The 22648-nt window shown below is 61.7% G+C and carries 23 protein-coding genes; 2 read left to right on the plus strand and 21 right to left on the minus strand.

Annotated elements, in window-relative coordinates:
• Window positions 1-72: 72 nt before the first annotated feature.
• Window positions 73-1803 (plus strand): gamma-glutamyltransferase, encoded by a 1731-nt coding sequence (gene ggt / locus WKI89_RS02430; protein ID WP_337867634.1) that lies wholly within the window; start codon window positions 73-75, stop codon window positions 1801-1803.
• Window positions 1804-1815: 12 nt separating this feature from the next.
• Here ggt and WKI89_RS02435 read toward each other — a convergent pair whose 3' ends face one another.
• From WKI89_RS02435 to WKI89_RS02460, 6 genes are all read right to left on the minus strand, one after another.
• Entirely contained in the window at window positions 1816-2226 is a 411-nt protein-coding gene (locus WKI89_RS02435) for a GNAT family acetyltransferase (RefSeq protein ID WP_337867635.1), read from the minus strand.
• Window positions 2227-2255: 29 nt separating this feature from the next.
• Window positions 2256-2654, minus strand: coding sequence for a hypothetical protein (locus tag WKI89_RS02440; RefSeq protein ID WP_337867636.1), 399 nt, complete (start codon window positions 2652-2654; stop codon window positions 2256-2258).
• A gap of 58 nt (window positions 2655-2712) precedes the next feature.
• Complete coding sequence (locus WKI89_RS02445) at window positions 2713-3876, minus strand: zinc-binding dehydrogenase (protein ID WP_337867767.1); 1164 nt, start codon at window positions 3874-3876, stop codon at window positions 2713-2715.
• A gap of 205 nt (window positions 3877-4081) precedes the next feature.
• On the minus strand, window positions 4082-5062 hold the full coding sequence (locus tag WKI89_RS02450; protein WP_337867637.1) for a polysaccharide deacetylase family protein: 981 nt from the start codon (window positions 5060-5062) through the stop codon (window positions 4082-4084).
• A 341-nt stretch (window positions 5063-5403) separates the two neighbouring features.
• Window positions 5404-5910 (minus strand): hypothetical protein, encoded by a 507-nt coding sequence (locus tag WKI89_RS02455; RefSeq protein ID WP_337867638.1) that lies wholly within the window; start codon window positions 5908-5910, stop codon window positions 5404-5406.
• Between the two features lie 3 nt (window positions 5911-5913).
• Entirely contained in the window at window positions 5914-6153 is a 240-nt protein-coding gene (locus tag WKI89_RS02460; protein ID WP_337867639.1) for a zinc ribbon domain-containing protein, read from the minus strand.
• A gap of 203 nt (window positions 6154-6356) precedes the next feature.
• On the opposite strand from WKI89_RS02460, the gene WKI89_RS02465 reads away from it, so the two are divergent.
• A complete protein-coding gene (locus WKI89_RS02465) occupies window positions 6357-6815 on the plus strand; it encodes a hypothetical protein (protein ID WP_337867640.1) in 459 nt (152 codons plus the stop codon).
• A 48-nt stretch (window positions 6816-6863) separates the two neighbouring features.
• On the opposite strand, the gene WKI89_RS02470 is transcribed toward WKI89_RS02465, so the two are convergent.
• The 15 genes from WKI89_RS02470 to WKI89_RS02540 form a co-directional block, all read right to left on the minus strand.
• Entirely contained in the window at window positions 6864-8129 is a 1266-nt protein-coding gene (locus WKI89_RS02470; protein ID WP_337867641.1) for an ABC transporter permease, read from the minus strand.
• Window positions 8126-8821: an ABC transporter ATP-binding protein gene (locus WKI89_RS02475; protein ID WP_337867642.1), complete on the minus strand. Its 696-nt coding sequence runs from the start codon at window positions 8819-8821 to the stop codon at window positions 8126-8128. The genes WKI89_RS02470 and WKI89_RS02475 overlap by 4 nt, the downstream gene beginning before the upstream one ends.
• Window positions 8822-8876: 55 nt before the next feature.
• Window positions 8877-10109 (minus strand): HlyD family efflux transporter periplasmic adaptor subunit, encoded by a 1233-nt coding sequence (locus tag WKI89_RS02480; RefSeq protein ID WP_337867643.1) that lies wholly within the window; start codon window positions 10107-10109, stop codon window positions 8877-8879.
• 84 nt (window positions 10110-10193) lie between these two features.
• On the minus strand, window positions 10194-11204 hold the full coding sequence (locus WKI89_RS02485) for a TolC family protein (protein WP_337867644.1): 1011 nt from the start codon (window positions 11202-11204) through the stop codon (window positions 10194-10196).
• A complete protein-coding gene (locus WKI89_RS02490; protein ID WP_337867645.1) occupies window positions 11201-12445 on the minus strand; it encodes a TolC family protein in 1245 nt (414 codons plus the stop codon). The genes WKI89_RS02485 and WKI89_RS02490 overlap by 4 nt, the downstream gene beginning before the upstream one ends.
• Before the next feature lie 10 nt (window positions 12446-12455).
• Window positions 12456-13070, minus strand: a complete 615-nt coding sequence (locus tag WKI89_RS02495; protein WP_337867646.1) for a YIP1 family protein — start codon at window positions 13068-13070, stop codon at window positions 12456-12458.
• A gap of 125 nt (window positions 13071-13195) precedes the next feature.
• Complete coding sequence (locus WKI89_RS02500; protein WP_337867647.1) at window positions 13196-13714, minus strand: hypothetical protein; 519 nt, start codon at window positions 13712-13714, stop codon at window positions 13196-13198.
• Between the two features lies 1 nt (window position 13715).
• Complete coding sequence (locus tag WKI89_RS02505) at window positions 13716-14471, minus strand: hypothetical protein (protein WP_337867648.1); 756 nt, start codon at window positions 14469-14471, stop codon at window positions 13716-13718.
• Between the two features lie 97 nt (window positions 14472-14568).
• A complete protein-coding gene (locus tag WKI89_RS02510) occupies window positions 14569-15249 on the minus strand; it encodes an ABC transporter ATP-binding protein (RefSeq protein WP_337867649.1) in 681 nt (226 codons plus the stop codon).
• A complete protein-coding gene (locus tag WKI89_RS02515; RefSeq protein WP_337867650.1) occupies window positions 15249-15632 on the minus strand; it encodes a GntR family transcriptional regulator in 384 nt (127 codons plus the stop codon). Before WKI89_RS02515 ends, WKI89_RS02510 begins: the two co-directional genes overlap by 1 nt.
• A gap of 72 nt (window positions 15633-15704) precedes the next feature.
• Window positions 15705-18044, minus strand: coding sequence for a penicillin acylase family protein (locus WKI89_RS02520; RefSeq protein WP_337867651.1), 2340 nt, complete (start codon window positions 18042-18044; stop codon window positions 15705-15707).
• A gap of 309 nt (window positions 18045-18353) precedes the next feature.
• Window positions 18354-19838 (minus strand): S8 family serine peptidase, encoded by a 1485-nt coding sequence (locus WKI89_RS02525; RefSeq protein ID WP_337867652.1) that lies wholly within the window; start codon window positions 19836-19838, stop codon window positions 18354-18356.
• A gap of 86 nt (window positions 19839-19924) precedes the next feature.
• Window positions 19925-20242, minus strand: coding sequence for a hypothetical protein (locus WKI89_RS02530; protein ID WP_337867653.1), 318 nt, complete (start codon window positions 20240-20242; stop codon window positions 19925-19927).
• Between the two features lie 260 nt (window positions 20243-20502).
• Window positions 20503-21378, minus strand: coding sequence for a methylenetetrahydrofolate reductase [NAD(P)H] (gene metF / locus WKI89_RS02535; RefSeq protein WP_337867654.1), 876 nt, complete (start codon window positions 21376-21378; stop codon window positions 20503-20505).
• Window positions 21368-22636: an aminotransferase class I/II-fold pyridoxal phosphate-dependent enzyme gene (locus tag WKI89_RS02540; protein ID WP_337867655.1), complete on the minus strand. Its 1269-nt coding sequence runs from the start codon at window positions 22634-22636 to the stop codon at window positions 21368-21370. The genes metF and WKI89_RS02540 overlap by 11 nt, the downstream gene beginning before the upstream one ends.
• Between the last annotated feature and the right edge of the window lie 12 nt (window positions 22637-22648).

The following is a 22648-nucleotide window of genomic DNA, read 5'->3' on the forward strand; positions in this document are numbered from 1 at the left end:
TTGTGCCGGATTTTTCAACACTTGGGTGGAAAACACACTTCCCGAAACCTCAAGTTTCGTATAAAAGTTCGTATGAAAAAATATGCAAGCCTCCTCCTCTTTTGTGCAGGGCTGGCCCTGGCTCAGCCCACCGCTACAGGTACTGGCGGGGCCGCTGCCACCGTGGATGCCCTGGCCACCCGTGCCGCCATGGAAATCCTGGCCCAAGGTGGCAACGCAGTGGATGCTGCCGTGGCTGCGGCAGCAGTGCTGGGTGTCACCGAGCCCTACTCCTGTGGCATCGGGGGTGGGGGTTTCATGCTTGTCTACCTGGCGAAAGAAAGCCGGGTGGTGAGCATTGACCACCGCGAGGTAGCCCCGGCTTCTTTCACGCCCACCGTTTTTAACGGGCCCGATGGGCGCCCGATTCCTTTTGCCGAACGGGTTAACAGCGGCCTTTCGGTGGGGGTGCCGGGCACCGTGCGGGGCTGGGAAGAGGCCCTGCGCCGCTACGGCACCCTGAGCCTGGGGCGGGTACTCCAGCCGGCCATCCGGGTAGCCCAGCAGGGCTTCACGGTAGATGCCACCTTTGCCGCGCAGACCCAGGCCAACCTCGAGCGCTTCCGCTACTTTACCTCCACCCGCGACCTCTTTCTGCCGGGGGGCAGCGTACCGGCGGTAGGTTCTACCTTCAAAAACCCCGACCTGGCCCGCACCTACCTGCTGCTGGCCTCTGGCGGTAGCCGGGCTTTTTACACCGGCCCGGTTGCCCAGGCCATCGTCAACACCGTCAACAACCCTCCTGTCGCACCGGGGGTCAGCGCCAACATCCGCAAAGGCAACGTGACCTTGGCCGATCTGGAGAGTTACGAGGCCCGGATCCGCCCCCCGGTTCAGAGCAGCTACCGGGGCTATACCATCTACGGCATGGGCCTGCCCAGCAGCGGCGGACCCACCATCGCACTTGCTCTAAACCTGCTCGAGGGCTACAATCTCTCGACCTTGCCGCGCGAGCGGGCTTTGCACCTGTACCTCGAGGCCTCCCGGCTGGCCTTTGCCGACCGCAACGCCTACATGGGCGACCCCGAGTTTGTAGATGCTCCCCTGAGCGGCCTGCTCTCTAAGAAGTATGCCGAGGAGCGGCGCAAAGCCATTGGGGAACGGGCTCCGGAGGGTGCTGTGCGCCCCGGTGACCCCTACCCTTTCCAGCAAGACCCCTCGACACCCTTGCGCCCTCAGGCCCAGGGTACGCGCCGGGAGGGTGAGTCCACCACCCACCTCACGGTGGCCGACAAAGAGGATAACATCGTCTCGTACACCTTTACCATCGAATCCACCGGTGGCAACGCCATGGTGGTGCCAGGGTATGGGTTCTTGCTTAACAACGAGCTCACCGACTTCGATGCCACCGTCCCACACCCCAACAGCCCCGAGGCCTTCAAGCGCCCCCGCAGCAGCATGAGCCCCACCCTGGTCTTCCGCGATGGTAAGCCGGTGCTGGCCCTGGGCTCGCCGGGCGGGGCCACCATCATCACCACCGTGCTGCAAACCCTGGTAAACGTACTGGACTTCGGACTGCCCATTGACCAAGCCCTGGCCGCCCCCCGCCTGAGCCAGCGCAACACCCAGACCACCAATGTGGATGGCGGCTTCGAGCGTACCCCAGAAGCCCAGGCCCTGGCTGCTCTGGGCCACCGCTGGGCACCCCTCGCCGAGATCGGCGCCCTGACCGCCATCGCGTTTAACCCAGACGGTACCCTCACCGCCGCTGCCGAACCCACCCGCCGCGGCGGGGGCAGCGCAGCCGTAGAACGCCCTCGGTAGGCTGGGCCTGGCTCAGGCCAGCCACTTCTCCATGAAGATCAGGTCGTCGCGGCGGTAGCCGAGCCGCTCGAAGAAGTCCTGGGCCCCGGTGTAGGAGGGCTCCACCAGCAGGTTTAGCTTCTGGCAGCCTTTGGCTTTGAGGCGGGCCTCGAGCTCCTCCATCATCCGCTTGCCCCAGCCCTGCCCCTGGCCGAAGGGATGGATGGCCATGTGGTACAGCCAGCCCCGCCGCCCATCGTAGCCTGCCAGCAAGGCCCCCAGAATCTGGCCGTCCTCCTCGACCACCAAGAACAGATCGGGGTCGCGCCCCAACTTCTTTTGCAACCCCTCAAAGCTATCCGAGGGGTTGATCTCCAGGCCCGCGTCCTGCCAGAGGGCCAGGACAGTGGTGTAGTCGTCCATGCGGAACTCGCGGATGGGCATACTGCCTCCAGACTAGCGCAAAAGGGGACTCAGGGCTTGCTCGGGAAAAGCTGCTGGGCCATCTGGGCCACCGGCGCCAGCTCCGAATGCTGCTGGGCCAACATGCCTACCGCGACACCCAGGCTCTGGCCTTTGGCCTCGGCCTCGAGGGCCCGCTGGCTCCACTGCTGCCACTGCTGCAGGGCGTGCTGGGCCTGGGCCTCGGCCTGTTCGGCCCGGGTGCGGTGCACCTCCCGGCCAAACACATACCCCGTCGCCGCAAAGGCGATGGCCTCCACACCAGCAAACAGGTATAACGCCCGGCTCCAGGTGGTTTCGTCGGTGGTAAGCAGGCCGAGCATGTAAACCACCAGGGCCGCAAACCCCAGCAACACCGCCGCCCCTAAACCAATGGTGACCCATTCCCTACCCGGTTTGTCCTCTGTCATAAACCCTCCCGATGCACCCTTGCTCCACGATGGGGAAAAATGTGCGACGCGGAAGAAATTAAGGTTTGAACACCACCTTGATGCCCCGCCGGGTGGCCGCGGTTTTGATGGCCTCGGGCCAGGCTTCCAAACCAAACTGATGGGTGACCATGGCCTCTACCCCCTCCATCTCGGGCAGCAGCTTGACCGTCTGGGCGAAGTCGTCCCAGCTATAGGCATAGCTTCCAATCAGGCCTATCTCGCGGAACCAGTATGGCGAAAAGTCGTGGAAGGTGGTGGCTGGAGCCCCCAGCAGCAAGACCCGCCCCCCTTCCTGCACGGCCCAGCTAGCCTCCTGTAAACCCCTGGGTGAACCCGAGGCCTCCACCACCCCCTCAAAACCGCCCCGCCAGGCGGTAGACCCCAGAATACCCCGGTAGCGCCGGGCGCCAGCCGCTTGCTGGGCTGCCTGGGTGGACGAAAAAACCTGGTTGGCACCAAAGCGTCGGGCCAGCTCGGCCTGACGGGGGTGACGGGCCACAGCCCACAAAGGCCCCTCAAACCCCAGCACCCGCAGCATTTTGACGGCTAGCAGGCCGATGGTTCCAGCCCCGATGACCAGTACCCGGGCGGGCCAGTTCATACGCCAATCCGTGTGATGGATTTCTGGGTTGGGGCGGGGTTTGCCTTTGCCCCAGGCCTGCCGCAGTCCGTGCAGCACTACCGCTGTGGGCTCGGCGAGTACCGCGCGCTCGTCGGGCACGCTCTCGTCAAGGGGAAAGATGCGTTCGCGATGGGCCACCATGCGCTGGGCCCAACCCCCACCCAGGTCTTTGCAGAAGCCCAGCATGCCGGGCCCAAAGTTGCCTTCGGCTACGTTGAAGCAGACGTGATCGTCGCCCCTGGCACAGGCCGGGCAGTCCGGCAGGCCGCGCTCGAGGCAGGCCAGCACCGGATTGACCGCCACCCGCACCCCGCCCAGCTCGGCCAGAATTTCGTGCCCCAAAACCGCCGGAAAGGAGAACATCCCCGAAAGAGTGGGAGCCTGTTTGCCGTAGAGCAGGGCCAGATCGCTCCCGCAGATGCCCGATAGCCGCACCTTGAGGCGCTCGAAGCCCTGGGGGCGTTCGGGTTCGGGCAGGGTGGCCAGTTGCAGGGAAAGCGCCCGGGGTGGGTAGCGCTTACCCAACAGCTTGGCGGCAGCATAGCGCGGGATGGAGGGGGTGAAGAGCAGCCCGCGCATCAACACCTGGGACCCGGGGCTCGAGCGGGTCAGGCTTTTGGTAGCTGGGGCCGCAACCGTGGTTTGCATTTCCACTATTTTGCCCCCAAATGTGGTCTGGGAAAAGATGACCGGTTTTCACACTGGCAAAACACGACAGCGGGGCCATTCCGAGTTTGCCAACAACTGCCCTGCCAAAGCCCTTTCCTGCTCTTCACTCACGGTACTACCTTCTGGCTTCTCCCAAGACCAACTGGCCGACCTCCGCCATGTTCAGGCTCTGCATCTTATACTGGCGGCGAAACTTATCAAAGATTTTCAGCACCGACTCGAGGAAAGCCAGGTTTTGCTCGAGGTTCACCCCAAAGTTATGCGGATGCCACCACAAATGATAAATCTGGTTGGTCTGGGCTGCATACTTGAGCGAGCGCACAATGCGACGCCGGCGAAGAGGTTCTAAAAACCACAAGCGCCTGCTGTAAGGACGCAGAAAGCGGCTGGAAGGAAGATTGATCAGCCCATCCGGTACCTGGGGCAAGGGATAGGCATGGGTTCCGGCTATGTTGAAGTAGGTATCCAAAAAGCGCGAAGCACGGTGCATGAGGGTCAGGCGTTCATCGCTCTGCGCCTCGTAGAACCAGATTTCTTCGTTGCCCCGGTAGACCCGAAACCCCATCTCGCGGCAAAGCTCTAGATATTCGGGGTGGGTCTGATTACGGGGAAAAATAAGGGTGGTGGGGTGATTGCCATAACCTTGGGCCACTTGCAAGGCAGCCTGCAGATCTTCGCGGAAATCTTCCAGGGTCTGGCCGGGCTCGAGGGTGTAGTAATGGCTAAAGGTATGGCTGGCCAGTTCCTGGTGTGGGGTGGCCACAATACGGCGTACCAACGAGGGCGCGTAGTGGTAAGGGTCATCGCGCTCGTCGTTGCCGAGTTGATCCAGCACCGTATAGGGTGATAGGTTGGGATTGGTGTAGTGGGGCTTGCGGCGGGGTAGACCGGCCAGCAACTGGGCCTTGTTTTCAAACATCAAAAAGCCCACCACGGCCCAGGTGGCGTGAATTTCGTATTTTCCAAACAGTTCCAGCAGTGCCGGAACCGCTTGGCGCGCTCCCAAAAGATTGGAACTATATTGCTCGAGGGTCAGCTTGTCGCGTACCCCCCAGTACAGCTCAAAGTCCAGTGAGATGGTAAAAATACCCGGCATACATAGCGTGTGAGCCAAAAACCATCCACCTGTTTGGGTGCATACAACTGAGGCACCCCAAATCACCCCTTAAGCTCCTATGAGCTATCATATAGAACAACTGACACCCACATCTCCAAGTTTGACCTTTGCGTGCCTACAATCAAAGGGAAAACTGCTATCAAGGCTCCCTTCCCCGGGGTAAGGGCTTGCTTCAATCGGCAATTACGCTAGGTGCCACCACATAGCTCTCTCGAGAGTTCGCTCACTTCGCCGCTACGTTGGCAAAAGCACTTGCAGGCGTGACCTGCGAGGTCATGTTGAATGTTCTTTGGGAATTTGTCGAGCAATTGTGACATGGGTCAAGGGACTCGCTGAGCAGTAAACTCTACCGGCACATGTTCGCTGTAGCCACCCGTTGTCTGAAGCACAAAGCGAATCTGGTTGGGGGAGGCTACCCCCTGGTACTGGTGTTGTACCTCTCTGGATGGGCTGCTGCCCAGGACTTCCTGGGTTTTTAGAACAAAAGTGAGCTTGTCTCCAACCATCTTGCCCTCGAGGATGCCCCGCGCCCGACCCAGATAAGTAGCAGTCCCTCCCACCTCGCCACCATCCACCTTGAAGTTGAAACGCTCGGTATATTTGGCACCCCAGTCATAGGTCACCTCGGCCTGCCAGGTTCCGGCGATGGGCACGCTGGGCAAGGTTGCCTCCTTGGTGCTTTCATCAGCGCCAAAAAAGCGATCGAATAGATCTATGATCGAGCCCAGATTGCCCGCCATACCACCTACTGCTGCCACAACACCCACCGTCGCCAGACCATAGCGCCGCAGGTTCTTCAGGGGTTTTTTAGGAGGCTTTGCTGCCATTTTCTACTCCCCAAACAATAAATCCATCACCGCGCCCACATCGTCCTTGCCTTCCAGTACTTCTGGGTTGTATACCTCAGTATAACCGCAGTTTTCACACGAGGCCGCAATAAAAACGTTGTGCTCGATATCAAACATCCGCGAGAGCCCTGTTCCAGTCGCCGCAAACCGCTTGACCAGAGCTCCAGTGGATTGACACTTACGGCAAACAAACCGCTTAGCCAGCACATCATCGAGTTTCATAGGTCTCTATTACTTTAGCCTATCGCACCCCCCGTAGATGTCTACACTCCACCCAAAGCAGCCCAATAAGCGTCTATCCCCATACCCCCCAGTTTGGGTAGATTTTCCCCCAACAGAAGACTGTATCCAACCAAACTTGGTACTAATCCAGTTAAGGTTTGTATTCGTTGGCGCTTTGTTATACTTCCTGGTGGAGGTTTTTTATGCAGAAACTGATAACGCTTGTAGTGGTTGCAATCTTGAGCGGGGCTTTCGCCCAGGGACGGCTGTTTGGCGAGGTTGCCAGTGGAAACATGAGCTTGGTTCCTGGGTTCAGCCTGGGCGTTCAGGCCCGGATGGGCGCCGAGAATGTGCTAGGTCCCCTGGCCCTACGGGGTGGCTTTGGGTTGTTTACGGGCGGTGGAACCCAGTTTGGTATTGGGGCCGATGTGATTTACTTTTTGCGCTCGAGCGGTGGTCTCGATTTCTACTTTGGCGGTGGCCTGGGCCTGGTAGCGGGCGGTGGCACGCTGTTCAGCATCAATGGCAATGCCGGGCTGGAAATTCCCGTGACCCGTGATTTTAACTTCTTTGTGGAGTTGCAACCCGCCCTACGCTTCTCCGGCGGAGCCAGCGACTTTTTCCTGGGGATCGAATTCGGACCGCGGCTGTACTTCCGCTAAACCCAGACACCAAAACCTAGAACCAGGGATTTTCGCATCCCTGGTTTTTTATTCGTATCGCAGGGCCTCGATGGGGTCGAGCACGGCCGCCCGCGCCGCAGGCCATACCCCAAAGAACAGGCCCACCAGCGCACTCACCGCCAAAGCCAGAAACACCGTCGTGGGATTGAGAATATAAACTTTGAAGAAAGGAACCGTCGCGGTAATCAGAAGCAGCAGACCTGCCGCCAGCACGACCCCCAGAATTCCCCCCACCAGCGTGAGCACCACCGCTTCGATCAGAAACTGCTGGCGGATCTGTCCCGAAGTAGCTCCCAAAGCCTTACGCAGGCCAATCTCGCGGGTGCGCTCGGTTACACTCACCAGCATGATATTCATGATGCCGATGCCACCCACCAGCAGCGAAAGCCCGGCAATGGCCCCCAGCAGTGCTTGCAGAATAAGGGTAATGGATTGCAAGGTGCCCTGGAAGCTTTCAGTGGACTGAATCTGGTACTTGCCCTTGCCGTAGCGGTTTTCGAAGATACGCCGAACCTGCTGGGTTACCTGGCTCGAGTCAGCTCCCTTTTTAAGGGACATGATGACGAAGTCGTACTGGCCTTTGCGGGCAGCCGGTGAAGTGTTCCAAATCAGTTGGATAGGTGCATAGACGGTTGCGGTAGAACCAAAACCGCCAAAAATGCCGCTGGGTGGCTCCAGCACCCCCACCACCGTGAGGTCTATGCGGGCACCACCAGGGTAGTACAGGCGGGCGATCTGCCCTACTGCTTCGCTGTTTGGGAAAAGGTCTTTGGCAGCCCGGTCAGAGAGCACCGCCACCGCCAGTCCACCCCTGGCCTCGGCCTCGGTAAAGTAGCGCCCCTTAGCGATTTTGTTGGTGGGATCCAGTTTGGGGAGATCGCCAGGAGTTCCTTGGAGTTGCATAGAGCGCCGCTCGCCCGGCTTGCTTTCGTACTGGATATTGGTAAAGAGCTGTGGGATAACCGTGACGGGCAGCGGTTGTAGGGCCTGAATGTCCACATCGCGGATAGGCGCCGAATTGAAATCTTGGCCTTCGTTGAAATTGGGCTGCACAAAGATCGAGCGACCGGCCACGGCTTCCAAGTCCTGGGTGATGCCTGCCGTGGCCATCTGGCCCAGCGAGATCATGGCCGTAACGGCGAACACCCCAATCACGATACCCAGCAAGGCCAGAAAGCTGCGCAGCTTGTTGCCCCACAGCGACTCAAAGGCCATGCGGAAGTTCTCGAGCGGGTTCATCCCAGACTGACCCACACGCGATGGGCTGAGGGGAGCGTCCTTGGCCGGGTTCATACCATTCCTCCATCGGCCACCTTGCCATCGCGCAGCCGCACGATGCGCTGGGCTCTGGCACCCACATCGGGCTCGTGGGTAACTACCACAATGGTTTTGCCCTGGCGGTGCAGGTCGTCAAACAGGGCCAGAATCTCGTCGGAGGATTTCGAATCGAGGTTGCCGGTAGGCTCGTCGGCCAGCAGCAAATCGGGTTCTTGCACCAAGGCTCGAGCAATGGCCACCCGTTGCTTCTGCCCGCCCGAAAGCTCGGAGGGCAGGTGATCCAGGCGGTCGCCCAAGCCCACCGCCTCGAGCGCCCTTTTTGCCTGTTTGAGCCGTTCGGCTACCGACACCCCCCGGTAGACCAGGGGCAGGGCCACGTTGTGCAGCGCGGTGAGACGCGGCAGCAGGAAAAACGCCTGGAACACAAACCCCACCCGCTGGTTGCGGATGCGGGCCAGTTGCGCCTCGCTCAGACCGCGCACCGGCTCTCCCCCCAGGCTATACTCGCCCTCGGTGGGGGAGTCGAGCAGACCGATGATGTGCATCAGGGTAGACTTGCCCGAGCCCGAAGGCCCCATCAGGGCCACATACTCGCCGGGGTAGATGGTTAGATCCACGCCCGCAAGCGCACGCACCTCCACCGTACGGGCGCTCGAGCCCGAGCGGTAGACCTTGGTCACACCGTGCATTTGCACCACGGGGCTCATGGCAATCCTCCAGGCGGCATTACAGCTCTTGCCATTGGCTGTTGGCTCTTTGCAATCACTGCTGTCCCCCGGGCTGGGGCAAGCGGTAGCTCACCTTACCTCCCTCCTTGAGTGCCTCGGGAGGCAAGGAGACCAGGATGCTTTTTTCGGGGATGCCTTCTACGGCAGCCTGGGTAAGGTTGCGGGCTTTGAGGGTAATGGGCTGCTTTTGGGCGGTGCGGGTGGTTTCGTCTACCACCCAGGCAAAGTTTTGACCCTTTTCCTCGACCAAGGTTTCCAAAGGAATCTTAATTACGTCTGGTAAGCGAAGGGTGGTAATGCGAGCAGTAGCGGTTAGGCCAGGGCGGGCGATGTTTTCGGCTTGCGGATCTAGAAAGCGGATAAACAGCGGTAGCACCGCACTTCCCCCGGTTCCGGCGACTTCGGCCTGTACCCCCAGGCGGTCTACCTTGCCCTGCAAAGGCTGGTTGGGCGCGGAATCCAGCTCGATACGCACCGGCTGGCCGGGCCGTACCCATGGGATATCAGCCTCGGACAGACGCGCTTGTACGCGCAAGCTGCCTGCCTCCACCAGCCGAATGGAAGGCGTACTGAGCGAGGTTCCGCTACCACTGGGCGCGGTGGTTTCGACGCCAACCAAGAAGCCTACGCTCGAGACAACGCCCGCTACCGGAGCCCGCAGCGAGGACTGCGAAATGGTTCGTTCCAACGCAGCAATCTCGGTTTGTCGGGCCTCGATCTGGGCTTGAAGTTCACGCTGGGTACTGGCGCGGGTCTGGCTCAGGCTGGTGAGTTGGGCTTGTAAGTCGGCCACCTGGCGCGTGAGTTGATTCACCTCGTTTTGTGCAGCGCTGCCGATACCCAACAGACGTTGGGCCAGGCTCAGGTTGCGCCGTGCTTCGGCCAGTTGATTCTGTAAGCGGGTGCTGTTGCTGCGAAAATCAGCTTCCTGGGCTGAGACACGCGTTTGCAGAGCCCTCAGGGCTTCCCTGGCAGAGCGCAGTTGCGATTGCTCGCCCACGGTCTCGAGTACCGCCAAAACCTGCCCTGCTTGCACCGCCTGTCCCTCCTTCACCCGCACCTCGGCTACCCGTCCTGGCCGGGGAAAAGTGAGGGTATAGAGGCGGGCTTCGACGGTACCGGTAGCCCGTACTTCGCGCACAAATTCGCCCCGTTCAGCCCGCACCACATTCACCGAAAGGCCCTGCTCGCCCCTGGGGCGCATCAGGCCAAAAACGGTCAGGCCCAGCGAAAGGGCTACCAGCACAATCCAAATCCAGCGTCTCATTCGTTTAATCTCCAGTAGGGTCGAGCGTTCGGTATCCAGGGTCGAGGACAAACAACGGTTGGCTCATTCCATCGCACCTCCCGCTCAATTGCTCCCCGCAACCTGCAAGGCATATATAGCGTTCCAAACCTCGATCTGAGCAGCCAGCACAGAGCGGTCTGCCTCGGCCTTGGCCAGTTCGGCCTGTTTGAGCATCACCTGGGCAATGGCGCCGGCCTGGAAACGACGTTGGGCTGCCAGCAGTTCGTTGCCCAGGCGGACTTGCGACTCGCGGGCCAAGCGGTAGTTTTCCTGCGCACTCTGAAGACGGCGCTTGCTGGCTTCCAGTGTATCGCCCAGGGTACGTTCCACGTCACCTAAGGCAGTACGGGCTCGAGCCAGATCCCGTTCGCGGGCGGTCTTGTCTAGGGGCGCGGTATCGGGGCCGGAAGCCAGTGCCAGGGCCCGTTCGGCCTCGCGTACCTGTTGCTGCAGCTCGAGCAAGCGTGCGTGGTTCTGGATGCCGAATTTGTCTATATCCACCGTTCCAGGCTCGGGTAGGTTTTGCACCCGCACCTCGCCGTAGGGCCGCAACCGGGCCAGGGCCTGATCCAGGGCACGCTGAGCAGTACGCACCGCCGAGGCAGCCTGGGCATCCTGGTCGCGCACCCTGGCCAGCTCAGCCGCCGAAATTGCGCCGGCCTGGAAGCGCAGGTTGGCAGCTTGCAGTTGCAAAGCGGTTAGTTCCTTGCGCTGCTGGGTCAGGGCCAGGTCGGTCTGACCCAGTAAAACGCCGCTGTAGGCCTCGAGGGCTCGAGCCAGGGCTTCCTTGCGGCTTTGGACCAGCTTGGCCTGGGCCACCGCCACACTTTCTTGAGCCCTGGTCAGCAGCAAAGGCGCAATTTCGGGGTCGCTCTGGGCCTTGCGCAGTTCGTCCTGGGCCGCCGCCAGCGAACGCTCCGCATCCAGATAGGCCGCATCTTTTTTGTAGGCATCTTGCAGAAACACATTCACTGGCTGTGCCAGGCCAGCAGACAGTGCGAATCCAAATACCAGCAACAAGGCAAATAGCACCCCTCGAGTATTTGGGGCCAAGGGTATTACCTTCAGCTTCATTGCACACTCCATTCTCCATCGGTCAAATCCAAATACGCAGCACTGGCCACGATGTAACCCTGCCAAGCTTGGGCCACCCCCGTCTCGGCCTCGAATAGACCAGCCTGCGCCTCCAAAAACTCGATCGAGCTAGCGCTTCCCGCCTGTACCCTGGCCTGCATCAGCGTCTCCTGTCTTTTGGCTAGCTCCAGTCGGGCCTGGGCAATCGAAACCCCTTCCAAGGCAAGAGCAGCCTCGGCTCGAGCCGAGGCTATGCGCAAAGCAAGCTCCTCCAAAGTGCGCTGCAAACGCACCGTTGCCAGGTCGCGTTCGGCCTCGAGCTGGCGCAAGCCTGCAATGGCTTCCAGTGGGAACACCACCCGCGCCCCCACACTCAGCTTCCACTCGTTCTGCCCAGGGCGCAACCCCGTCACCGGGTTGACCGGCAAAGCACTCACCTCGCTGGGAATGCTTCCCAGCGAAACACTGGCCCCCGGCCCCCGACCTGTCCAGGAAGCCCCGGTTTGAATCTGCGCGTCGCTACCGATATAGCCCGCGCCCACGCTGACCTCAGGCAGCAGGGTGCGCACGGCTTCGTCTAACCTGGCCTGGGCCAGTTGCTGTGCTGCGAGGGCTTCTTGGTAGGCTGGGCTGCGCTCAGCGCCCACCTCGGGCAGGGCAAACCGAACCGTTTGAGGTAGCGCGTCGCCGGATAGTCCGTAGCGTGCGGCCTCGGCTCTAGTGCCGATGAGGCTGCTTTGCGCCTGTCGCTGGGTGAGCTCGGCTTGGCGCACCGCCAAGGCTACTTCCTCTTGCAGGACAGCCGATACCGCCCCCAAAGCCACCCGCTGCTGGGTCACGCTCAGCCGCACCCGTGCAACCTCCAACCTCTTCGCACTGGAAGCCACCCGGCTTTGGGCCTGCCACAGGTTGGCGTGGGCCAAAAGCGCATTTTTTTGCCCATCGCGCCGCACCTGACGCACCTGCCGCTCGGCGCGACCCACCGCCAGGGCTGCATCTATGCGCCCGGTGAAGTTCCACTGCCAGTTCACCCCCAGCGAGTAGTTGTTGGTGTCATCACTACGGCCTACCGAGAGGTTGCTGGAAAGCCCTAGATTCGCGGCCCCAGCCCGCTGTCGCGCGCCCTCGAGCGCGGCTTGGGCGGGGCCCAGTTCTGGGCTTTGGTAGGCCAGTGCCTCGAGCGGCCCAAAGGCCCACACCGGCAAAGCCAATACCCCCAAAACCGCCATCCATCGTTTCATAGTACTCCGTTCAACGCTGGGCCAGAATGCCCCATAATGTAAAGGCCAGCGAAACCACCGCTACCCCCACCGTGGCCAGGAGCGCCCGGCTGGGAGCCAGTACCCGAAGGCCCGACCAGATAATCCAGAACGACCAGATGGAACCCAAAATCCCCAATCCTTGCAGCACGCGGGTTCCCACTGCGGCTCCAATCACCTGCTGGTACTCGCGCTGCCAGGCCCGTAGCGCCTCGGGGTCGGTAGCCGGTGGGAGGGGGGGCAGGTCACCCGATACCGGAAACAAGGCCCCAAACGGTATCAGCACCAGCCCCACCAGCAAGGCCGGTACATTGGCCCAGCCGTACACCTCCCAGGCCCGGCTATCCGGCCCGGCCAGAAGGCGAATAATCAGCCCCCCCACACCCCACAGCAACATCCCAAAGACCACCCCACCCACCAGGGCAAACACCAGTTGCACGGGAATCCCTCCGGGTATCAGACTGGGCAACAACCGAACCAGCAGGATCTGCCCCAGCGAAGCCGCTACAGTTCCGGCCACCACGATGAAAAACGGAGCTACCAGGTTGGGCTTTCGTTCTGCAGGGGCTTTGAAAAAGTGTACGGGTTGAACCAAAACATCCACCATCTTCCCTCACCTCTATCCAGTATGCTCGAGCCCAGTTTGGGGTGACAGTGTCAGAAGTAATGTGACACTGGTCATGTCGCGTAAAAACCGATGTGGGGTGGCTGGGGATTAACACAGTCCCCTGCTCAGTTGGAGCATGCTGCCCCAGGGCCAATTTCCAGTACCACTTGGCGGGCTCCGCTGAGTTCAAGCTTCACCTCATCGGAAATCCGGCCGATGGCACAACCGCTGCTCAATCTAGCCCCATCGAGACGGGCAGTTCCGCTCTGATAACTGAGCGCGTAGGGCTGGGTTCCCTGGGGTCGCAAGGTGTACTCACCGGCGACCCAGTTGCCGCGCAAGCGGTATTTGCCCCCTTCCAAACTGCGGTCGCACTCGATACAAAGCCCACCGCCACTCACCACCACCACCTCGCTCACCACACCCGTGTCTGCCGAGACCACCCCAGCGTTGACCGATTGACGGTTGATATCGAACAAGTCCTGGGCCAGCCCCAGGGCCGCCAGGGCCACAAAACCAACACCCACCCAGCGGGCCGTCGGGCTAAAGGTGCCCGTCCAAAGGCGATAGCCTGCGTAGATCAGCCAGGCGAACACCACCCCAAACACGATGACCTCGACGGTTCCAAAATGCGCATTGGGCATCTCAGGCCTCCACTTCCTGCCACAGACGGCTGGTAGCCAAAAAGAACAGCACTGTTAACACTGCCAAAAGCACAAAGCCCTCGGTGGGCAGGCCCGGAAAGCTCTCCCACTGCACCCGTACCGCAGGGTTCTGCTCCATGCTGGGCGCGGGCAGTTTCCAGGGCGGTAGCAGTTCGTAAAACCAGTTACCAAAGAGCCGTGCACTCCACTCCAGTACTTGCCCCAGCCCTATCGCGCCGATGAAGAAAGCCAGGGTGGTGGCCTTACCGGGGATGTAGGCCGCAATCCAAAGACCCGTGAAAAGCGCCGGAACCACCAGGGCCAGCCCCCCCAGCAAGTAGAGCCACGCACTAGCCCCCAAGCCGAAGGGCAGGTTGACCCCAGCTTGGCCGAGCCAGAAGGCTTGCACCAGCCACATTCCCCCGTTGAAGAGGGTCAACACCACTAGGCCAAACAACGCTTTGACCGCCAAGTGCAGCCAGCCCGGCCGGGGCGAGCCCAGCAGCAGCGCCCAGCGCCCAGCGCGGTACTCGCGCGCGAAATCCTGGGCGAGGGCTACCAGAAAAGCCATGCTCGCCACAAATGCGCTCAGAAAGGTTATGCCAAACACGGCGGCGGCAGACTCGAGGTTGCTCCCGTTCCACTCGAAGAACTGCCGGGCCACAAAAAACCAGAGCACCCCCACCACCAAAAGCGCAAGCCCAAAACCGCTAAACTTGCGAAACTCGAGCCACAACAGTGTAGTAAATGCGTTCATTTAGGTATACCTCCTAGCTGGACAGATTGTTGGAGAAACCGGCGAACACTCCACCATCAACTGCCCGTGCTCTCCCCTGCCTAAAGCCCCAACCCAATCAAGCCAAAACCTCGATAAAGGCGTCCTTCACGCTTTGCCCCTTGGAACGCAAATCCTCGGCCTTGGCATCCATCGCAAGTCGGCCTTCTTTCAAGAGCAACACCCGCTCAAAAATCCCCTCGGCCTCACTGACCTCGTGGGTCGAGAGCACCAAGCAAGCGTCCTCGCGCCACTCCAGCACCAGGCTCTTGAGGATGCGGTCGCGTGAGATCACGTCTATGCCCGAGAGCGGCTCATCGAGCAGAAACAGCCTCGCATCGCGGGCCAGCACCATTGCCAGGCGCAGCCGCGCCCGTTGCCCCCGCGACATCGAGCGATAGCCCTGCTGGGGCACCTCTAAAAAGGCCAGCAGTTCGCGGTAGCGCTTGGGGTTGAAGTCGGGGTACAGCCCCTGCATAAAACGCTCGGCATCACCGGGGGTCATCCAGGCGTACAGGTTGTCGGCGTCGGAGAGATAGGCAATCTGGCCCCGGTTTTCGCGCGGGGCTTTGCCCAGCACCTCCACCCGGCCCTGGGTGGGAAAGAGCATCCCGGCCAGCAGTTTGAGGGTGGTGGTTTTGCCCGAGCCGTTCAGGCCCAGAAGCCCCACTGCCTGCCCTGGATGGAGCTCGAGGCTCAGGTCGTGCACCCCGTCGGTCTTGCCATAGCGCTTGGTTACGTGCGAAAGCTTCGCCAGCATTACGCCTCCCCCTGGCCATTGGGGCCCACTTTTTTGAGGGCCTTTTGGGCATCTTCCAAGCTCAACCCCAGGCTCTGTACCTCCGTCAAAAAACGTGAAGCAGCCTCCTGCAAGATTCGAAGCCGGATGCCCTCTACATTCACATCCTCGCGCACAAAAGTGCCCAGGCCGCGTTTGGTCTCGGTTATCTGGGCGATTTCCAACTGGCTAAAGGCGTGAATCACGGTGTTGGGGTTCACCTTCAACTCTGCAGCCAATTCCCGTGCCGAAGGCAATTTTTCGCCTGGTTTCATCTTCCCATTAGCCAGCATCCGCTCCACCCCCCGCACAATCTGCGCATAAATCGGCCCCGCTTCTAGGTCTAAATTCCACAATCTAGCCACCTCCTTAGTGCACTAGCTATCTAGTACAGTAAACCTCGAGCGAGGGTTTGTCAATACCAAAACCCTACTGCCCTAGCGCAGGGGCTCGAGGGTCTGGCGCGTTCTGAAGCTGGTCTCGTTCATGCGCATGGGCAGGTACTGCCCGCCTGCCCACCTGGCCAACAGGTTGTCGTAGCCGCCCGACAAAACCGCCCCGGACTGGCCCATCGGGATGATGAAAATGGAGCGCTCGAGGTCGGCAAAATCCAGGATGTGCCGGTAACTGCTCCCCACCGTCATGCGGAAGGTGCTGGGGTCGTAGGAGGCCCGGTTCAGGGTGTAGCGGTCGCCCCCGTGGGGCACGGCCCGGTCGGACAGGCGGTTCAGCGGCGAAACGTTGGTCAGGATGGCATGGGGAAAGGTGGCCTGGTGCACCTCGCCCCAGCGCGGGGGGTTGCCGCCAAAGCGGTCGAGGGCTTTATCGAGCGCCAGGGCGGCAAAGTCCAGGCAGGTCTGGGTATCGGGGGTCTGGCAGGCTGGGTCACCCTGGCGCATGGCGGCCAGCAGATAGCGGGGCTGCTCCCAAAACGCCTGTTCCACCTCCTGGCTGGGCAGGCGGGTCAGTTCGGTGTACCAGGCCTGGAAGACCGTGGGCTCGAGCTGCTCGGTTCGCATCGCCCCATCCCAGGCCAGCAAGCGGGCCTTCCACTGGCGGGCGTTCTCCGAGAGCGGATTGAGCACTTCCAACACGGGCTTGAATTCCCTGAAGAGCAGGCTGGTGATGTCCTGCTGCATGACTACCATGTCTTCTAGGGAGAGTTTTTCTTTGGCCAGGATCAGCTCGCGGATGCGCCGGGCGCGGTAGGGTTCCTCCCACTCCAGCGAGATGGTGTGCGGGTAGTTGGGTGAGGTCACCTTGTTGTTCGCCGTAACGATAAAGCCTTCTTGGGGATTGTAAACCTGAGGCCACTGATCTTGCGGCAGGTAGCCTTGCCAGTCCCAGTCGCCGTCGCCCGGCACCGGCATCAGGCCGGAGTGGCCGGGCCTGCGGATGGGAAAGCGGGCCGGGGCCATATAGCCGATGTTGCCGTCCACGTCGGCATAAACAAAGTTCTGGCTGGGGGCGCTGTAGAGGGCCAGGGCGGCCTTGAACTCTTCCCAGTTTTGCGCCCGGGCAATCCCCAAAAAGGCCTCGATGGTGCGGTCGGTGGGGTCGAGGCTGGTCCAACGCAACGACAGGGGCCGTGCGCCGGGGTTGCTCACCACATCGTTGATGACCGGCCCGTAGCGGCTTTCCCGCACCTGGAGGGTCACGTCGGGTGCCCCTTTGACCTTGATCACCTCGTTTCGGGTACGCCAGGGCTCGAGCTGCCCTTTATAGCGATAGCCACCCGGAACCTCCTCCATGATATAGAGGTCTTGCACATCGGCTCCGACGGTCGTGACCCCCCAGCCGATGCGTTCATTGCGGCCAATCACCACCGCCGGAAGCCCCGGAAAGCTGCTGCCGATGGCTTTGTAGGTAGGGGCTTCCATGTGCACCAGATACCACACCGACGGGGCTCCCAGACCCAGATGTGGGTCGTTGGCCAGCAGGGGTTTTCCGCTCACGGTGCGCGAGGGGCCAATTACCCAGTTGTTCGAGGCCCGGGCCATCAGCTCGCCCGGCAGGTGCAGTGCCCGGGGCATCTGGCCCGCCAACGTCAGCAAAGTGCGCGCCGACTCGCCGTCCGGCTTGGGCGGCGGGGGCTGTTGCAGGTCTTCGGCCTGGAGCACGGTGGGTGCATCGGCGGGGTAGGGGGGTTTGAGCTGGGCCATGCGGGCTGGGGTCATGCCTTTGGCCGCCCATTGCAGGCGCTGCAACTCGCCGCGCCAGTTGCCCGAGAGGTCGTAGGACATCATCTTGGCCCAGACCAGCACATCGGCGGGCTTCCAGGGTTCGGGCCTGAAACCCAGCAGGCGGAACTCGAGCGGCAGCGGCGGGTTGGTGGACAGGTAGGCGTTGATACCGGCCACATAGGCATCCACGGCCGCCTTGGCATAGGGCGATAGGCTCCCATAGGCCTGCTCGGCGGCTTTATAGAAGCCCCAGGTGCGCAAGAAGCGGTCTTGCTCCAGCGTGGCCTTCCCGATCACCTCGGAAAGCCGCCCGGCCCCCACCCGGCGCTGGAATTCCATCTGCCACAGGCGATCCTGGGCGTGGGCCACGCCCAAGGCAAAGAAAGCATCTTCATCGGTCTGGGCTTTGATGTGCAGTACGCCCTCGGCGGTACGGTTCATCTCCACCGGCGCAGAGAGGCCTTTCAGGGCCAGCCGACCCGAATGCTGCGGGATGGTCGCCGCCCGCAACCAAAACCAGCCGCCCAGCCCGCCGACCAACACCAACCCGACCAGCACCAGCAACAGACGCCCTAGAAACCGCAACAAACGCATTGCTCCTCCCTGCTTTCGTCCCAGTATAAAGCGGATACCGAAAGCAGGTCTTGAGAAAATGTTGAGGGGGCAGTATCGGGCAGCACCCTCTGCTTATTAACCGAGCGGTAGAGCATCGTCAACAGCCTGGTTTGCCCACTCATACGCATTCCGGCAGTATCGTTCACTTTTATAAGTCTAAACGATACTGCCGAAATGCTTTTCTACTCCCTTCGGTCGGCTTGAATCCTTCATCTTTGACTACGCATGACGGTGAAGGATTCAAGCGGAAACGGTAACATCAGGCGATTGAAGGAACGATCCCCTCCGCTAGCGGGGGGGTGGAAGGGTCTCGAGGTCGCATACCACCACCGAGCGGGCCAGTTTGTAAGCCGCGTGGGCATCCACCAACCCGGCTCCGGTAGCCCCGTCATGGCCCTCCCCGGCAGGCTGGCCCTGCTGGCTCTGCCCAGTTTTCACATCCCGCGCCGAAGCCCGCAAAATGGCCTTGACCAAGCCAGGCGACAAACCGGGCTGAACCTGTTTGAGCAAGGCACACACCCCGGCAACCTGCGGCGAGGAAGCACTGGTTCCACTGATGACGGCCCAACCATCGTTGGCTACCGTCTCGTCGCCGCTCGGAAAAGCCCCACCCGCCAGCCCAGTATCAATCTGGCAGCCCGGCTCTACCGGCAACATGATGTAGATGCCCCTGGGCTGCATCCCCACCAATCCACAGACATCCGGCACGTGCCGTCCCGGATAGATGGGGCTATCAAAGCTGCTGGCATAGTTGGAAGCCTCCATAGCGAAATCGTCGCCCACCAGGGCGGCTTTGGCATACACCCCACCCACCGCGATCACTTCTGGCATCTGGGCCGGGAAGCCAAAGTGTCCGTTGCCTGCCGAAAAACACACCACGATGCCCCGGTCTCGCACCGCTTCAATTACCGCAGCCTCGAGGGGCTTGAGGAAATTGGGCAGCGGCGCGGTGCGAATGTCGTAGCCCCAGCTGTTGGTCATCACCGCCGGATAGAGGTCGGAGGCCGTTTTGAAGGCCAGGGTGGCGTTGGCCCCCATCTTAACCCCAATAAAATCAATATCCGGCGCATTGGCGAAGATGTTGGCGGCCTCGGCAGTGCCGTGCCCTACCTCATCGCGCTCGACCCGAATAGCGTCCGGAGACAGCGTGGCCTGGTAGTTGTAGCCATGCCAAGCGTAGAAAGGATGTTTATAGAAGCCGGTGTCGGGCATCGCCACCAGCACCCCTTTTCCGGTCACCCCGTGTTTGTGCACCAGGGGCGAGCGGCAGATCATCCCCACATCACCGGGTACCTGCAAGTGGTGGTATTTCACCCTGGGCGGCAGCGGCGATTGAAAAAATGTGGGCGGCCACTGCGGGTAGGCCCGTTCAATCAGCGGGGTCATTTCTTCAGGAATGGTGAAGGGGGTATCGGGCAGGTGCGACCAGTACGTGATTTCACCGATCTCGGGATGGGCCTCGCTCAAGAGCTGGGTGCGTGCCCCCACCTTGGTTTTGAACACCTTCTCCCACAAGCGTCGTGGGCCTTCGGCACTAATTGAGAACGTGCCTACGTGCCGCACCTTGAAGCCCAATTGCTGCAACTGCAACGCCGCCAACTGGGCACTTCCCACCGGGGGGCGGTATGCATCCAGGGTCTCGGCGCTGAGCACCGCATCGGGGGCGAAAAGCGAGCGCCCTTCTTCCTCGGGCCGTAGTACCGCCTCGAACACCACGTTCTCCTGCTCGATACGAATCCGCTTCCTGCTGCTTTTTGTTTTAGTGCTGGCCATACATCCCTCCTTTTGTAGTCCGTCCAATACACCTCGTTTTTCACCGGTGGCTCGAGCCCCGGGCAAAAGCCACAACACCGCTGCCGTCAGCTAAAAAGCTCCGGGGGCTCTACAAAGGCAATCGAAGCGATGCAGCTTTCCAATGCAGGGGGAATTTGCAGGGTTTCGGGGCGCGGGGCGGGATAGGCTCGAGACAGCCCAGTCTCTTTCAGAACGATCTTGTTCTGCCGGGTAAAGCGAACCCCAAACGTCTCGCGCCAGAGCGTCTGAGGCGCTTGCACACTAACCGTGGAACCGATATGCAACACCCGAAACCCCAACTCTTGCAAGGCCCTGGCGGCCTGTTGGGTCTGTCCAGAATGCGGCGTCACTTCCGCTGCGATTAGCACCCCAGACTTTGCCATACACAACCCTACCTTTACGCCTATCTCTGCACCCCAAGTTGCCTCTGGGCCAAACCCGATACGAAGTTCCACCCCTGGCCAGGTCAGATTCCTTCACTTCTTAGCATAGAACGCAAGGCGTTACGTCTGCGTTACTCTTTTGGGGTTCGCAAATAGGCTGCACTGCAGCATGAACGGCTTCTGCGTCCCACACTTTGCGGTTTGCTCGTGGGGAGAAGGTTGATTCGGCAACGGATCATTCAAACCCGCCGTGTTCTTCCCTAGCGCAAAACCATCTGCAGGTTTTGCATCACCCGCCGGGTGGCTGGCGATTTGTTGAGGGTGTAGAGGTGGAGGCCCGGAACCCCGGCCTCGAGCAGCTCCTGGGCCTGGCGGGTGGCGTGCTCGACCCCAATCTCCATCACCTCCTCGGGGCTTTGGGCCCGCTCGAGGCGCGAAAGCAGCGGCCCTGGGATGCTGGCCCCGCACAGATCCATAAAGCGGCGCACCTGGGCTAGGTCGGTGATGGGCATCAGGCCCGGCACAATGGGCACCTGGATGCCGATGCGGCGGGCCCGCTCCACGAAGCCAAAGTAGAGGGCGTTGTTGAAGAAAAGCTGGGTGACCACGAAGTCGAGGCCGGCCTCCACTTTACGCTTCAGGTGGTGCAGGTCGGCCTCGAGGCTCACCGCCTCCGGATGCCCTTCGGGGTAGCCGCCCCCAGCCACCGCGAAGCGGTCGCCAAACTCGGCCCGGATCAGGGCAATGAGCTCGGCGGCGTAGCGGAAACCCCCGGCCACCGGCTGGAATTCCCGTGCCCCTTGGGGGGGGTCGCCCCGCAGCGCCATGATGTTCTCTACCCCCACCTGGGCATAATCGTGCAGCCGGGCCAGCAGTTCCTCGCGGGTGCTGCCCACGCAGGTCAGGTGGGCCATGGCCAGGAGCCCCACCTCCTTCTGGATGCGGGCGGCCCACTCGGCGGTCTTGTTGCGCTCGCTGCCCCCGGCCCCATAGGTGATGGAGACAAAGGCCGGCCTCAGGGGCTTGAGTTCGTGCAGGGTGCGGAACAGCGCGGCCTCGCCCTGGGGGGTTTTGGGCGGGAAGAACTCGAAGGAAAAAATTGGCCGGCTGCTTTGCAGCAGGGTGCTAATCTTCATGGCCCACCTGCTCCACGCCGGCCAGCGCCTCCAGGAGCATCTGCCGGAGATCCTGGGGGCTCTCGAGGCCCACCGAAAGCCGAATGGTCTCCGGGCCCACCCCCGCTGCACGGCGGGCCGCCTCAGGGATGCGGCTGTGGGTGGTGGTCCAGGGGTGCACGGCCAGGGTGCGGGCGTCCCCCACATTGGGCGCCTGGATGATTTTCAGGTGGGCCATAAAGCGGCTGGCCCCTTCCATCCCCCCCCGGATGCCAAAGGTCAGGATGCTGCCATATCCCCCGCGCAGGCACTGGGTGGCCCGGGGATGGGCCGGGTCGCCGGGCAGACCCGGATAGCGCACCCAGGCCACCTGGGGCTGGGCCTGCAGCCAGCGGGCCAGGGCCAGCGCGGTCTGGCTGGCCCGCTCGATGCGCAGCGCCACCGTCTCGAGGCCCTGAAAGAGCAAGTAGGCGTTGAAGGGCGAGAGCACCATCCCGCCCAGCGAGAGCCCCAACTGGCGCACCCGCTCCAGAAAACACCGCGCCCCGAACTGCTCCCAGGGGATCTTGCCCTGGGCATCGGGGCTGGTGAACTGCGGGTAATGCTGCCAGAGGGTGGTTTCCCGCGAGAGCACCACCCCGCCCAGAATCGAGCCGTGACCGCTGGCCCACTTGGTCAGGCTGTGCACCACCACGTGCGCCCCGTGCTCCAGGGGGCGGGCCAGGGCCCCCACCGCGCCAAAGGTGTTGTCCACCACCAGGGCCACCCGGTGGGCCTCGCACAGCCCGGCCAGCCCTTGCAGGTCGGGAAGCTCGAGCGAGGGGTTGCCCAGCACCTCCACAAAAACCGCCCGGGTCTTCTCGTTCAAAGCCGCCTGCACCGCCGCCACCTCGGGCGCCACAAAGTGCACCCGCACCCCCATCAGGCCAAACACCTGGTTCAACAGCCCCACCGTACCGCCAAACAAACCGGGGCTGGCCACCACCTCATCGCCCGCGCGCACCAGGGCCAGCAGGCCGGCAAAGCTGGCGGCCTGCCCCGAGGCCAGGCAGACCGCCCCCAAAGCCCCCTCGAGGGCGGTAAGACGGGCCTCGAGGGCCGCTACCGTGGGGTTCTGGAGGCGGGTGTAGGTGTAGCCCTGGTTGGTGGCAAACTTATGGGCGCCGTCCTCCAGATCGGCGAAACCATAGGCCGCCGTCGCGTAGATCGGCACACCCACCGCATTATGGGGATCTTGTTGGGGAAGCCCACTCAAAACAGCCAAACTGGAAAAATCCATCTACCCTCCTTC

Source organism: Meiothermus sp., assembly GCF_037443965.1.
Taxonomy (GTDB): domain Bacteria; phylum Deinococcota; class Deinococci; order Deinococcales; family Thermaceae; genus Meiothermus.

Bases quoted from the DNA above. Each gene is read 5' to 3' on its own strand.
- ggt (WP_337867634.1), top strand. From the start codon at position 73: ATGAAAAAATATGCAAGCCTCCTCCTCTTTTGTGCAGGGCTGGCCCTG.
- WKI89_RS02435 (WP_337867635.1), bottom strand. From the start codon at position 2,226: ATGCCCATCCGCGAGTTCCGCATGGACGACTACACCACTGTCCTGGCC.
- WKI89_RS02440 (WP_337867636.1), bottom strand. From the start codon at position 2,654: ATGACAGAGGACAAACCGGGTAGGGAATGGGTCACCATTGGTTTAGGG.
- WKI89_RS02445 (WP_337867767.1), bottom strand. From the start codon at position 3,876: ATGCGCGGGCTGCTCTTCACCCCCTCCATCCCGCGCTATGCTGCCGCC.
- WKI89_RS02450 (WP_337867637.1), bottom strand. From the start codon at position 5,062: ATGCCGGGTATTTTTACCATCTCACTGGACTTTGAGCTGTACTGGGGG.
- WKI89_RS02455 (WP_337867638.1), bottom strand. From the start codon at position 5,910: ATGGCAGCAAAGCCTCCTAAAAAACCCCTGAAGAACCTGCGGCGCTAT.
- WKI89_RS02460 (WP_337867639.1), bottom strand. From the start codon at position 6,153: ATGAAACTCGATGATGTGCTGGCTAAGCGGTTTGTTTGCCGTAAGTGT.
- WKI89_RS02465 (WP_337867640.1), top strand. From the start codon at position 6,357: ATGCAGAAACTGATAACGCTTGTAGTGGTTGCAATCTTGAGCGGGGCT.
- WKI89_RS02470 (WP_337867641.1), bottom strand. From the start codon at position 8,129: ATGAACCCGGCCAAGGACGCTCCCCTCAGCCCATCGCGTGTGGGTCAG.
- WKI89_RS02475 (WP_337867642.1), bottom strand. From the start codon at position 8,821: ATGAGCCCCGTGGTGCAAATGCACGGTGTGACCAAGGTCTACCGCTCG.
- WKI89_RS02480 (WP_337867643.1), bottom strand. From the start codon at position 10,109: ATGAGACGCTGGATTTGGATTGTGCTGGTAGCCCTTTCGCTGGGCCTG.
- WKI89_RS02485 (WP_337867644.1), bottom strand. From the start codon at position 11,204: ATGAAGCTGAAGGTAATACCCTTGGCCCCAAATACTCGAGGGGTGCTA.
- WKI89_RS02490 (WP_337867645.1), bottom strand. From the start codon at position 12,445: ATGAAACGATGGATGGCGGTTTTGGGGGTATTGGCTTTGCCGGTGTGG.
- WKI89_RS02495 (WP_337867646.1), bottom strand. From the start codon at position 13,070: ATGGTGGATGTTTTGGTTCAACCCGTACACTTTTTCAAAGCCCCTGCA.
- WKI89_RS02500 (WP_337867647.1), bottom strand. From the start codon at position 13,714: ATGCCCAATGCGCATTTTGGAACCGTCGAGGTCATCGTGTTTGGGGTG.
- WKI89_RS02505 (WP_337867648.1), bottom strand. From the start codon at position 14,471: ATGAACGCATTTACTACACTGTTGTGGCTCGAGTTTCGCAAGTTTAGC.
- WKI89_RS02510 (WP_337867649.1), bottom strand. From the start codon at position 15,249: ATGCTGGCGAAGCTTTCGCACGTAACCAAGCGCTATGGCAAGACCGAC.
- WKI89_RS02520 (WP_337867651.1), bottom strand. From the start codon at position 18,044: ATGCGTTTGTTGCGGTTTCTAGGGCGTCTGTTGCTGGTGCTGGTCGGG.
- WKI89_RS02525 (WP_337867652.1), bottom strand. From the start codon at position 19,838: ATGGCCAGCACTAAAACAAAAAGCAGCAGGAAGCGGATTCGTATCGAG.
- WKI89_RS02530 (WP_337867653.1), bottom strand. From the start codon at position 20,242: ATGGCAAAGTCTGGGGTGCTAATCGCAGCGGAAGTGACGCCGCATTCT.
- metF (WP_337867654.1), bottom strand. From the start codon at position 21,378: ATGAAGATTAGCACCCTGCTGCAAAGCAGCCGGCCAATTTTTTCCTTC.
- WKI89_RS02540 (WP_337867655.1), bottom strand. From the start codon at position 22,636: ATGGATTTTTCCAGTTTGGCTGTTTTGAGTGGGCTTCCCCAACAAGAT.